The sequence below is a fragment of the Edaphobacter modestus genome (assembly GCF_004217555.1).
Lineage (GTDB): Bacteria > Acidobacteriota > Terriglobia > Terriglobales > Acidobacteriaceae > Edaphobacter > Edaphobacter modestus.
The window spans coordinates 3544979-3557272 of record NZ_SHKW01000001.1 but is presented as its reverse complement, the minus strand read 5'-3'; the positions used below and the strand labels follow the sequence as shown (position 1 = coordinate 3557272).

Annotated in this window: 11 protein-coding genes; 6 read left to right on the top strand and 5 right to left on the bottom strand. The window is 61.1% G+C overall.

Annotation, left to right across the window (positions count from 1 at the left end; translation table 11 throughout):
• The first annotated feature begins 30 nt into the window (after positions 1-30).
• Positions 31-465 (top strand): DUF1801 domain-containing protein, encoded by a 435-nt coding sequence (locus tag BDD14_RS15150; protein WP_130419537.1) that lies wholly within the window; start codon positions 31-33, stop codon positions 463-465.
• Positions 466-679: 214 nt separating this feature from the next.
• Here BDD14_RS15150 and BDD14_RS15145 read toward each other — a convergent pair whose 3' ends face one another.
• On the bottom strand, positions 680-2431 hold the full coding sequence (locus tag BDD14_RS15145; protein ID WP_130419536.1) for a L,D-transpeptidase family protein: 1752 nt from the start codon (positions 2429-2431) through the stop codon (positions 680-682).
• A 100-nt stretch (positions 2432-2531) separates the two neighbouring features.
• Entirely contained in the window at positions 2532-3740 is a 1209-nt protein-coding gene (locus BDD14_RS15140) for a hypothetical protein (protein WP_130419535.1), read from the bottom strand.
• Positions 3741-3808: 68 nt separating this feature from the next.
• Here BDD14_RS15140 and BDD14_RS15135 point away from each other — a divergent pair, with 68 nt between their 5' ends.
• Together BDD14_RS15135 and BDD14_RS15130 are read left to right on the top strand one after the other, a co-directional pair.
• The gene (locus BDD14_RS15135) at positions 3809-4276 is read left to right on the top strand and encodes a DUF2251 domain-containing protein (RefSeq protein WP_130423172.1); all 468 of its coding nucleotides are present in this window, start codon (positions 3809-3811) and stop codon (positions 4274-4276) included.
• A gap of 296 nt (positions 4277-4572) precedes the next feature.
• Complete coding sequence (locus BDD14_RS15130; RefSeq protein ID WP_165420092.1) at positions 4573-5763, top strand: acyltransferase family protein; 1191 nt, start codon at positions 4573-4575, stop codon at positions 5761-5763.
• 76 nt (positions 5764-5839) lie between these two features.
• Here the strand turns inward: BDD14_RS15130 and BDD14_RS15125 are convergent, their stop codons facing one another.
• On the bottom strand, positions 5840-6307 hold the full coding sequence (locus BDD14_RS15125) for a GNAT family N-acetyltransferase (RefSeq protein WP_130423170.1): 468 nt from the start codon (positions 6305-6307) through the stop codon (positions 5840-5842).
• A gap of 132 nt (positions 6308-6439) precedes the next feature.
• Here BDD14_RS15125 and BDD14_RS15120 point away from each other — a divergent pair, with 132 nt between their 5' ends.
• A complete protein-coding gene (locus BDD14_RS15120) occupies positions 6440-7411 on the top strand; it encodes a LysR substrate-binding domain-containing protein (protein WP_130419533.1) in 972 nt (323 codons plus the stop codon).
• On the opposite strand, the gene BDD14_RS15115 is transcribed toward BDD14_RS15120, so the two are convergent.
• Together BDD14_RS15115 and BDD14_RS15110 are read right to left on the bottom strand one after the other, a co-directional pair.
• The gene (locus BDD14_RS15115) at positions 7371-7898 is read right to left on the bottom strand and encodes a 5' nucleotidase, NT5C type (protein WP_341273309.1); all 528 of its coding nucleotides are present in this window, start codon (positions 7896-7898) and stop codon (positions 7371-7373) included. The genes BDD14_RS15120 and BDD14_RS15115 overlap by 41 nt on opposite strands.
• Positions 7895-8674, bottom strand: a complete 780-nt coding sequence (locus BDD14_RS15110) for a zinc ribbon domain-containing protein (RefSeq protein WP_130419532.1) — start codon at positions 8672-8674, stop codon at positions 7895-7897. Before BDD14_RS15110 ends, BDD14_RS15115 begins: the two co-directional genes overlap by 4 nt.
• A gap of 265 nt (positions 8675-8939) precedes the next feature.
• On the opposite strand from BDD14_RS15110, the gene BDD14_RS15105 reads away from it, so the two are divergent.
• Together BDD14_RS15105 and BDD14_RS15100 are read left to right on the top strand one after the other, a co-directional pair.
• Entirely contained in the window at positions 8940-10424 is a 1485-nt protein-coding gene (locus tag BDD14_RS15105) for an SPOR domain-containing protein (RefSeq protein ID WP_165420091.1), read from the top strand.
• 100 nt (positions 10425-10524) lie between these two features.
• Positions 10525-12198, top strand: a complete 1674-nt coding sequence (locus BDD14_RS15100) for a DHA2 family efflux MFS transporter permease subunit (RefSeq protein ID WP_130419530.1) — start codon at positions 10525-10527, stop codon at positions 12196-12198.
• Positions 12199-12294 lie beyond the last annotated feature (96 nt).

Below are 12294 nucleotides of genomic sequence, written 5' to 3'. Positions count from 1 at the left end.
GCTAAATTAGGTGCGAGAGTTGGGGTTGTAATGAAAAGGACCGTCCCGGTGGAATCTGCATCTGCATTCATCGACGCGAAGATCAACGAACTTGGGGACTGGCGGGGGAAGATGCTCGCGAAGGTGCGCGCAATCATCCACGAAGCTGACCCTGAGATCGTCGAAGAGTGGAAGTGGATGGGGACTCCCGTCTTCTCCCACGGCGGCATCGTCTGCACGGGAGAGTCGTACAAGAACGTCGTCAAGATGACCTTTGCCAAGGGAGCTGCGTTGGAGGACCCTTCCGGTTTGTTCAACTCCAGCCTCGACGGGAATGTCCGCCGCGCCATCGACATCCACGAAGGCGACAAGGTCGATGAGGCGGCCTTGAAGGGGCTCATCCGCGCTGCCGTGGCGCTCAATCTCGATCTCAAAGCCAAGAGCAAGCCGAAGCCTCCACGGGCGAGCAGCAAGCGGGCCGACTAGCTTCATCGCAGGTCTCGGCTATACCTCCTCCCAGAGGGAAGAGCGTTAGCCGCGATCAAGCCGCGCGAAGATGGGGCACCCGTGCTCGAAAGAGCCCACTCATGCGATAAGACCGCATGAATGGGGCACCCGTTTGTGGTGGTCTTATCGGTGTGTTCCGTTGTGGTGGGTCTCGATTCCGTCGGGAGCTGCGCGTGGGGAGTGCGGGCCGAGGCTAAACGGTGTCGCCGGGTTTGGGTTTCGGTATGGCCGGATCGGGGCGGATGGGATAGGGTGGCCCCTTTTGCAGCACCTGCTGCATCTTGTCGTCGTAGCCGTAGATGTCGTCGAAGAAGTGGACGTGACCGTCTTCCTCGACCTCGGCGGTGACGTAGAAGAGGACGATGGGGACGGGTGTCTTGAGGTTGACCTGATGGTTGTCGGGTCCGGAGTTCAGAGCCTCGCGGACCTTGTCGAGGTTCCAGTCCTGTCCGTCTTTGTCCTTCTGGCCTTCGAGAAGCCAGGCGGCCAGCTCGTCGGGCTTCTGCACGCGGACACAGCCGTGGCTGAAGTCGCGGCGGGTGCGGTTGAAGAGCTCCGTCGCAGGCGTGGAGTGCAGGTAGATGTCGTACTGGTTGGGGAACATGAACTTGATGAGGCCGAGCGAGTTCTTCGGGCCGGGCTTCTCGCGCACCATTAGGCCTCCCTGAGCCACCTGCTTCACGGTGTAGGCGGGAATGACCTGGCCCTTGGTATTGATGACTTCGAAGTTGTGGCTATCAAGATAGCTGCGGTTCGCGGACATCTTCGGAACGAGCTCTTTGCGGGCGATGTCGGTGGGGACGTTCCAGTAGGGCCGGAAGACCAGGTAGCGCATCATGTGGGCGAAGACAGGGGTCTGGTGCTCGTCGACAACCTTTCCAACGACGACCTTCATGGTGAAGTCGAGCTTGTGGTCGGGGCTGTAGCCGCGGAGAACGAACTCGGGCAGATTCACCATGAGGCGCGGATTGAGATAGGGCTCGGGCAGCCAGCGCCAGCGCTCGAGCGCGTCCTGGAGTTGCTGGACGCGCCGGGACATAGGTACGTTGAGGCTCTTTACCGTCTCGGGCGTAAGGCGTCCGTCGACGGTGAGGCCGTGGCGCTCCTGGTAGGCCTTGAGGCCCTCGGTGGCGGCTTTGGTGACGATCTGTTTGGGGTCTTCGTTCTGGTCGGCGGCGGTGACGTGACCATCCTCTTCGAAGACGAGCCGCTGCTCGAGCTCGTTGCCGGCAGGATAGGGGTCGCCTGTTTTGAGGGGCTTGGTCACCATGGGGAGCGGGTTGGCGGCGGCGCTGGTGGGCTGGAGCCGTGCAAGCTCGATGTAGTGAGCCAAGGCCTGCTCGGTGCGCCGGTAGAGGTCGGAGTCGGGCTCGACGGTTGAGAGCAGCTGCGGCACGTCGGTGACATCGACGGCGTGGTCGGAGACGAACTCGGCGAGGTTGTACTTCTTGTTGGCCACGTCGATGCCGAAGTTGAAGTGCTGGGGGTTGATGCGCCCGATACGGAGATCGGAGATGAAACGCATGACGGAGACGGTCATGGCGACATCGAACTGGGTGATGCTGTCTTCCTTGCTGGAAGACAGGGCCTGGATGCGCGAGGACCAGCGGGAGCTATCGTAATCTTCGGGGCTGAGGCCTTTGCTGGCCGCGTCGGCGAAGGCCTGGATGAAGCCACGGGCCGCGGGAGTCGGTTTGCCGTCGCGGGTCCAGGCGATCTCGTTGTTGCGATCGTCGTAGAAGGATTTGATCAGGGGCTGGTAGTCGGAGACGTTGGGCCAGCGAAGGAAGGAGAGCTTGCGGGAGGCGACCAGCGTCTCGATGTTGTCGGAGTAGTCCGTGCTGTTGGGCGCAGAGGTGGTCTTGCGGTGACGGTGGCAACCGGAGAGGCAGAGCAAGAGGGTAAGTGCACACACGGTGCCTGCAGAACGAAGCGTGACCTTCATCAAGACTGGACCATCCTGAAAGATTGAGACTATTTTCAGACCTGTAGGCGCCCGGCTGGTGCGAACTCTCGTTAGAGGTTGGAGACGCGTGGCAGACGGGTCAGGACTGGTGAGCAATCGTCGTTAAGAGTGTGATGCACAGACCGGCCTGGGTGACGAGGATGAGGCCGGTGAGCACAAGAAAAAGCTTGCGGTAGCGTGTTTCCAGAATATCCGCGAAGACTCCGCCGAGAAAGGTAAAGAGGAACGGGAGAGCCCAGAGCCAGGGCCGGGAGACGGCCTGCGTCGTCACCAGCGGAAAGAGGACAAGCGCCAGGATGAGCGGTATGGTGTTTCCGAAGTAGCGGCAGCGGCGGATTCCGAGCCAGAGGATGGCCGCGACCGCCGTGGCGACGGAGATGGCCGCATTGGCAGGAGAGGCGAAGAAGCCTCGCGCGGCGTCGAGGGAGAACCAGAATCGCGCACTGCCGCCGGTGAAGACGTAGGTAAAGGCAGGCAGGCGAAAGGTATAGGACGCGAATAAGACGGCCATGGCGCCGAGGGCCGAGAAGATGAGGATCTGCATGACGTGGCTGCGGCGGCGCTCCGCCAGATACATCATGAGAATCGCCGCGGCGAGGAGGCCGATCATGGCGGCAAGAAGGTGGGCCGCGGCGGTGAGGCCGAGCGCTACGATCAGAAGGGCGATGCGGGGACGCCACTTGCGCCGTGGCCCCTGCATGGCGTGGGCGACGCCGATGGCGGTGTAGACGAGCCCGTAGAGTCCCCACATGGCGAGGACGTCGTTGTTGGGAACTACGGAATAACGAACGATGTCGGGGCAAAAACAGTAGAGGCCGAGCGCGAAGAAGCCGCCCTCGTTTCCGAAGAGCCGGCGGGCTACCCACCATAGCCCGGCGCCAAGCCAGACGGCGAAGAAGACGAACGGAAGATGAAGGAGATATTTGACGCTCGAGAGCTCGTGGCGCGCCTCCCAAGTGGAACCGCTCAGGGCGCTGGAGGCATAGAGGCGGTTTTCCGGGCTGCGCATCTTGTCGATGGCAAGGAGAGCGAGCCGCTGGGCGGAGAGGGGGAGACCGGCGACGCGGTATCCGAAGGTTCCGTCGCCGTTGAGGTTGCCGCAGGAGGTGAAGTATCCGGCCAGGGGCGAGGGGCGCTCCCACATCTCGCGGCCGCAGCGGGCGAAGCGGTAATCGTCGGTAGAGAGCTGCTGGCGGGAGATGACCCAGAGACACTGCGACAGAAAAAGCACGAGCAGTAACGCGGCCAGCCGCTGGGGCCAGCCAATTTTAAATGCAGGAAGGTTCAAACGGCGTCCGCCTTCTTCATCGTCGAGCCATTGCCATGGGGCATCGCTTCTATCGTATCGTGAGAGGTATGCAGTCGCTTACTTTTACCCCCGGACTCGCCTTTCTCTCCTCCGACTCTCCGACGGCGCCACCATGGACGGTGGTCTTTGAGGACGAGGGAATTGCAGGCTACTTCTACGCCTGCGACCGGTCGCAGACGACCCACGAGGAGAGCATTCTGGACGCGATGCTGATCTACAACGTGGACGCGCTGGCGAAGAGCGACGCCCAGCTCGAGCGGCCCGAGGCGGAACGGATTGCGGCGGTGGAGTGGTCGCGCGACGGATTGCGGGCGGTGCTGTACCTGGATGGAACTCCGCAGGGGCTGTACGACTTCAGGGAACGAGCGGGCTACTGCCGCATGAACTTTCCCAACTTCCTCGAGGAGAAGGGCGATACCTGGAGGAAATCGTCGCATGCGTGGTCGGAGGCGGCGATCCAGCGATTTGAGAGCGAGCTTTACGGTATGGCCGGATCGTCTGACGCGAACGGATAAGGTTTCCGCGCAGGGATTCAACCGTTTTCTTATGCAAGTCCTGCAATTTCTGGAGGATTGGTTCGGGAAGCGTGGGTCCGTTTCGCAGTCCTGTCACAGCGGCTGGGGTAAGATGATTCTACGGTTGCACGAACAGTGTTTGCGAGCTTCTCCCCTCCGCAATGTGAACCTTTCCGGCATGGCGGTTTTAGCAGCGTCATCATCGCGATGATGGAAGAGACCGAAATCTACTTACCCCTCTCCGATCAGTGGCAGGTCGCCAGCATGAGCCATTGCGGATTGCCCGGAGCGCAAATTTGAAGGCCCAAACTCCCCACAAACATTACAACGCTCTGGATGGTCTTCGCGGTTTGGCGATTCTGCTGGTGTTTGCCCGCCATGCACTTCTGACCACTCATCTCCATTCGCTTGCCGCGCAGGTGACCGGATGGCTGGGCAGCGGCGGGTGGCTCGGAGTCGATCTGTTCTTCGTGCTCTCCGGCTTCCTGATTACTGGAATTCTTATCGACGCCCTCGATACGAACCGGTACTTCAAGAATTTTTATATTCGAAGATCGCTGAGGATCTTTCCGCTCTTTTACGGTGTGCTGCTGGTTTGCTTCCTGCTTACCCCGGTGCTTCATCTCCAGTGGCGGCTGGGACATCTTTCGTTTCTGCTTTACTGCCAGAACATTGCGATGAATCTCAATCCATCGTTGAAAGGCGTGCTCCCGGCTCTGAATCTCGAGCACTTCTGGTCGCTGGCGGTGGAAGAACAGTTCTACATGCTCTGGCCGCTCACGATCTTCCTGTTGCGGGAGCCGAAGAAGATCATGCGGTTTTCTCTGTCGATGATCGGGGCCGCACTTGTTTTGCGATGCGTCCTGCTCTGGGTGTTTCCTTCCGAAACCACGATGGAGTGGATCTATTATGAGCTGCCGACCCATGCTGACGGCCTCTTTATGGGAGCGTTCCTGGCGGCGGGTCTCCGTACGTGGAAGATCGAGGGGCTCTCCTCGCGGCTTCGCTGGCCTGTCTATGTCTCCGGGGTGGGAGCGATTGCCGTGGTCGCGATCTCGCGCAGGCTGGATTTCCACACCTTCCTCATGTCCTCGGTGGGATATACGATCTCGGCGGTTCTGTTCTCGGGACTGCTGGTGAAGTGCCTTCTACCAACCAGTCTGGCCTTCCGCGTGTTCAGCTCGCGAACGCTCAGGTTCTTCGGCAAGTACAGCTACGGCATCTACGTGTACCACCTGCTCTTTGCCCCGATCATGACGGGGGTCTTGTATTGGCTGCAGGCTCGTACGCATTCACGGATGACGGGCGCGATGCTTTACCTGGTGTTCTGGTTTGTGGCGTCCATCGTCGTTGCGATGTTGAGCTACAAGTACTTCGAGTCCCCCCTGCTGAGGTTGAAGGATCGATTCGCTCCGCCTGAAGCGAAAGGCTCCACTTCGGCTGCAGCAGCGGGAACGAATCTCATCCCCGAGTCGGCGGTGCAGTAGAGCCCACGGCAGCTTCAAGTTCAAGCGCGTGGGCTCCTGCCTGTCGTTGGGGTCTTTGCGTACCCGCGCGCACGCGCTAGAAGCGCAGCTCCATGAAGACGTCGGCGCGCGCGTAGGGCGAGTGCTTGGGCGGAAGGTGTCGGAAGCCGAGCGATTCATACAGGTGAATGGCGTTGGCGAGCCTTCTGTTGGTCTCGAGGTAGAGAGAATCGGCGCCGAGGGAACGCCCCTGTTCGATGGTGTAGGCCAGGACGCGTCGACCGATTCCGCGGCCCTGCCATGACTCGGCGACTGCCATCTTGGCCACCTCGTAGATGCCGGGGGCAACAGGAACGAGGGCGCAGCATCCGATCGGGATTCCGTCCGCAACGGCGAAGAAGATATGTCCTCCTTTGGCGAGGACGTATCCTTCGGGATCGCCAAGTATCTTGTTGTCCTGTTCCTCGAGCCCGAAGAACTTTTCGATCCATGCCTCGTTGAGGCAGCGGAAGGCCTCGGCGTCACCGGGCTGAAAGGGTCGCAATTGAACGGAGGCTGTGGACATCGAATTCTCATTCGAGGGTATATCGGCGAGACAGAGGGTCGAAGACATGACGAACTCCTTATGAATGTCAGGCTAGAAGCGGCCATGCCATACGTCCAATATATTGTTCGTTCGGATTAGGATGTTTCAGATATGAATGATCGTGATCTGGAACTGCGCCATCTTCGCTATTTCGTGGCCGTCGCGGAGGAGCTTCACTTCGGCCGGGCCGCTGAGCGGCTGCACCTGGCACAGCCGCCTCTCTCGCAACAGATACGCAGGCTCGAGGAGATCCTTGGCTATCCGCTGTTCCTGCGTACCTCGAGAGCGGTCCGGTTGACGGTCGCGGGCGAGGTCTTTCTGGATCGCGCGCGGCGCACACTGCGCAATGTTCGCGAGGATATGGAGGAGGCCCGCAGCATCGGTCGCGGCGACGAAGGTTTTTTGAGGGTAGGCTTCATCGGCTCGGGCATGCTGACGCCCTTGCCTGCGATGCTGGGGCGCTATCGGAGCCTGTATCCGCGGGTGCAGCTGCAACTGTCGGAGTCGTACACGTCGGGAGTCGCGCAGTCGCTAAACCGGGGCATGCTGGATGCAGGGTTTCTGCGCGACGCCGGACCGACGGAGGGCCTGCATGTGGAGGCTCTTTTCTCAGAGCCATATGTTGCCGTGCTGCCCGCGACGCATCGGCTTGCAGGACGCAGCGTCATCTCGGCCGGCGACCTGCGCGAGGAGCCGTTCGTCTTCTTTGCGCCGATGGCGGGCGCACGTGCCTATGAGAAACCGATCTCGCTGTGCGAAGCGCATGGATTCCGACCGCGCGTGGTGCAGGAGGCGCCGCAGTGGCTGACGATTCTTCGCCTGATCGGCGCCGGGCTGGGAGTGTCGATCGGACCGGCCTGCGTTCGGCAGATATCGGGACCTCACGTCTCCTGCCCGGCGCTGCGCGGCGCGAGGGTGATGAGCGATATTGAGCTGGCCTATCGTGCGGGTGAGGATCGAGCGGTGGTAAGCGCGTTTGCCAGCGTGGCCCGGGAGAGCTTCCGGAATCCGTCCCGCAGGCGCATCGATGCGGCGGCTTCCGCTACCCCAGAAAAAGCTTCTCGACGTCGAGCCAGTCGTTGACGCGGCGAAATCCCTTAACCGCGATGTTGTGCGGCGAGGTGAAGAGAATGCCTTCGCCTTTGAATCGCCGCAGCTGGCGCGGGTTGTCGTCGATAAGGAAGTCCGCGTTGAGAATTCCTTTGTCGCCGCAGTAGACGATGTGCGAAGGGGAGATGAAGGGGAAGTGGCGCTCGAGCCACCGGAACTTCTGGTGAAAGGAGGTGGGAACCTCCATGGCGGCGGTCGCGATGAAGACCTCGTACTTCTGCTGCAGAAGGCGCATGACGCGCTGCGATTCGGGCATGACGGCAAGGCCCTCGAAGAAGTCTTCGGAGCGGAGATAGCTTTCGAGGGCGTTATGACGGTCGATGGAGACGACCTCCCAGAGCGCCTTGCCGTGCAGATCGTCGAGGGTGAGCTCTTCGTCGTGATCGCGGTTATAGCGCAGCAGATGCTCCCCCAGAGCGTCTGCCATCACCTCATCCATGTCGACACAGATTCTCTTCACAGAGCTCTCACGATCGACGCAGCGATGCTTTCGTTCTTTACCGGCTTCTTCTGCGGAGCGTCGCGAGCGGGGTCCCAGTAGAGCAGCCGTCCACAGGTCTCGCAGGTGAACATGGCTTCGTCGTTGCTGCGCTCACGCAGATCGTTCCAGCGCTGCGGCCGCACCATCATCTGGCAGGCGGAGCACTTCTGATCGACCCCCTCGGCCAGGGCGGTGCCGCGAGATTTTGCCACGCGATCGTACGTGGAGAGGGAGCTCTCGCCGATCTGGGGACGAAGCTCGTTGCGTTTTGCGTGGACCTCGGCAAGCAGCGCGCGGTCGCGCTCGAGAGCCTCGGCGGCGCGGGCGCTTTCGGCGGCATGCTCCTGGGCGAGGTTGGCGACGGTCTCTTCGGCCGTGAGCTTTGCGGCCTCAAGCTGCTCGGTACGCTCCATGCTTTCGAGCTCTGCATCCTCCAGCCGGGTGATCTCGCCTTCGGCGAAGGTGATCTCGTGTTCGAGAGCGGAGGCCTGCGCGGTGGTGGTTACGACATCCATCTGCTTGCGGAGACGAGCTGCCTTCTGCTGGTGGTCCTTGATGTCCAGCTCCTGCCGCCGGCGAAGGACCTCCTCTTTCGCAAGATCTTCCGTGACGGATCGAAGCTGACGCTTCGCCTCCTCGTGCTGGGCGGCGAGACGGGCCATCCGCTTGGGCAGCTCAGCCATCTCCTCGGTCAGGCGACGGACCTCGAGGTCGAAGCCCTGGAGCACAATCATCATTTCCAGATCCGGATGCATGGGTACCTTCCCCTTTTCCGGATCGCAACTGGGAACCTTTTTTGCAATAGCCGGAAAAATCGCAGTCTAGCATGGCCCGCCGGCGCGAACCAATTGAGGCACATGCAAAGCTCTGCGGCGTTGAGAAGGCCTGGACATTGGGGGATAATGGGAGCACTACGAACCGTCGCCCTCCCGTGTGTAAGTTCCGGCAAAGCGGCGGACGATGTTTTATTTGCCCCGTGGGCACTCTTCCTGCACACATCCCCTCAGGACTGGTCTGTATATGCAACTCTGGAATGAATACGAAGGTCAAACGATCGCTGAAGCCTATCCGTTGAAAAAGCTGATCCGCCCAGAGGGGCGAAGCGCCTTCTTCCTGACCACCAACGGCACGGGAACCCCCGCGTTGGTGCGCCTGATCGAGGCACACTTCGACGAACCCGAGATTCTGGAGCGGTGGCGCATGGTCTCGGAGATCAAGCAGGAAAACCTGGTGGCGATGCGGAAGTACGGGGAAGCCATGCTGGACGGAACTCCCTTGGTATATGCCGTGATGGAACCCACCGAGATGAGCCTGGCGGAGCTGCTACAGAACCGCACACTGACGGTGGACGAGACCAGGCAACTGGCGGCGAGCCTTCTGGGAGCGCTTGGCGCGCTGCACGCACGCGACCTGGTGCATGAGCACATCGAACCTTCGAATGTTCTCGCAGCGGGCGAGACGGTGAAGCTGCGCAGCGACTGCGTGAGAGAGGCAGCGTCGCCGGACGGGGACGAGAGCGAGGTTGCTCGAAAAAAAGCGGCAGACGTGCATGACCTGGCCATCGTCCTGCTGCAGGCGATGACGGGAAGACGGACCCTGCAGGGTTCGGCTACGTTGCTGCCTTCGCCCTTCGACGGCATTATTCGCAATGGCCTCAGTGGAAAGTGGGGTCTGGGCGAGATGGCGGCCGCACTAGGTCCGGTTTCGCCGGTACAGGTGGCAGCTGCGGCTCAGCGCCCTGCCGCACAGGCCGCGCAAGGTGCGCAGAAGGAACCGGCGGGGGAGAGGGCCGCGAAGCCACCAGTCACCGCCGGGCCAATCACCATGGAGCCGGGCCAATCTAGCACGAAGGCCTCAGCCAACTTATTCGATGGCATAGAAGAGGCGAAGACTGCGGAGAAGGCGAAGCAGGCCCAGACGAGACCTGGGATACCGCTCAGGCCTGAGAGGCCGGTGCGACCGGCGATTCCGTCGCAGACTCCTGATGTAAGACACCGCATCGTAAAGCCGGTGCAAGATGACCCCCGGCGTATGCGGCTGTGGATCGTGGCGGCGGTGGCGATTGTGCTGATCCTGTTCTTCGTCTGGCGGCTGACAAGGAGCGGAGCCACAGCCGGGGCCAGCGCGGATGCGCGGCCGACGACAGCGCAGCCAGCCGAGGCAGCTTCGCCTTCTTCGGTACCGCACCCCACGCCGGTAACCCCGCCGCCCGCCGCGACAGATACAGCCGCGGCTTCGACGCCGTCCACAGCGTCCACGGCACGGACGCAATGGCACGTTGTGGCCTACACCTACAACCACGAGGCGCAGGCACAACAGAAGGCCGAGGAATTAAAAAAACAACATTCGTCGCTAAATCCAGAGGTCTTTTCTCCCAACGGGCGGGCACCCTATCTGGTGACCGTGGGGGGTGCGATGACCCGCGAAGAGGCAGCCGCATTTAAGCGAAAGGCTCGCGGCGCCGGTCTTCCGCGCGACCTGTACACCCAGAACTACGCTCGCTGAGGAGCGGATGCGGAAGGGGATTGCCCCATCAGCGGGGCAATCTTAAAAATTCGGGCGATAATTGAATCTCTCCCGCCTGCCGGGAATCGAAAACTCACCCATGGCATCGAGCACAATAGAGCTACCCGGCTCCCCGCTATCGGAGCGCACCCAGGAACAAACGGTTGGTCATGCTCCTGCCAACGTCTGGCGGCCAAGGATCAATCCGTGGATCGTCGCCATGACGGTAACACTGGCGACGTTCATGGAGGTGCTGGACAGTTCGATCGCGAACGTCGCGCTGCCGCATATTGCCGGTGGGCTGGGCGCAAGCCAGGACGAGGCGACATGGGTGCTGACGGCATACCTGGTCGCGAACGCCGTGATTCTACCGGCGGGCGCGTACATGACGACCTTTATCGGACGTAAGAAGTTCTACATGATCTGCGTGGTGCTGTTCGGCATCAGCTCGGCGCTGTGCGGGTTGGCACCCTCGCTTCCGCTGCTGGTTTTCTTTCGCATCCTGCAGGGTATCGGCGGTGGCGGACTGGCTCCTTCCGAGCAGGCGATTCTGGCCGACACCTTTCCACCGGAGAAGCGCGGACAGGCCTTCGCGATGTACGGTCTCGCCGTTGTGGTCGCGCCGGCGATCGGTCCTACGCTGGGCGGATGGATTACGGACAACTACGACTGGCGCTGGATCTTCTTCCTGAACGTTCCGATTTGTCTATTGTCTCTGTTTCTGACGTCGCGGATTGTCGAGGATCCACCGTGGGTGGAGGAGCAGGTGAAGCAGTCAAAGAAGGGCGGCATTAAGCTCGACTTTCTCGGTTTTGCGCTGCTGGGGTTGACCTTCGGCTCGCTGGAATTTGTGTTGGACAAGGGCCAGGAGGACGACTGGTTCGCCTCGAAGCTGATCACGTTGTTCGTCATCACGATGATTGTTGCGTTCGTCACGATGATCTGGTGGGAGCTGCGTCAACTGCGTATAGGGAATCGCCCCATCGTGAACCTGACGCTGTTCAGGCGGCGCAATTTCTCAATCGGCTTCATCCTGATGTTCGTGCTTGGCTTCTCGCTGTATGGCACGACCGTCCTGATTCCGCAGTTTGTGCAGACGCTGCTGGGGTACACGGCTGAGCTTGCGGGCCTGGTGCTTTCGCCTGCGGGCCTGATGATGATGGCGATGATGCCGGTGGTGGGCTTTCTCTCAAGCAAGGTCGATCCGCGAAAGCTGATGGGCTACGGCTTCCTCATGCTAACGGTGTCGCTGATCACGATGCACACGATGGACCTGGGGATCAGCTACGGTCGGCTGGTCTTCCTGCGTATCTTCCAGGCTTCGGGACTCGCCTTCCTCTTTATTCCGATCAACATGATCGCGTACATCGGCGTGAAGCAGTCGGAGAGCAATGACGTCTCTGGCCTGACGAACCTTGCGCGTAACATCGGCGGATCGTGCGGAACCGCGTTTGTGGCCACGATGCTTACGCGACTGACGGCGGCGCATGAGACCCAGATGGTCCGCAACCTCACTCCGGGGAACCCGGGCTTCGTCGACCAGGTGAAGAAGCTGAAGGGAATGTTCGGCGGACACGCAGGGGGCGACCCGATGGTCGGGCAGGGAGCCCACACCGCGCAGGCTTATATCTACAACCAACTGCATCGTCAGGCAGGAATGCTCGCCTACCTGGACATCATCCAGTACCTCAGCATCTTCTGCGCGTGCATGCTTCCGCTGCTGTTCTTCATCCCGCGGCCACCGAAGAACGCCAGCCCGTCGGCAGGCCACTAAAGCCCGGCCCAAGGTCTGCGTTGATCTGGTCCGATCGTTCTGGAGATTTCCGGCGCGTCATGAGTGTTTGTGTTAGTGTTGTGCGTGTCACGGGCC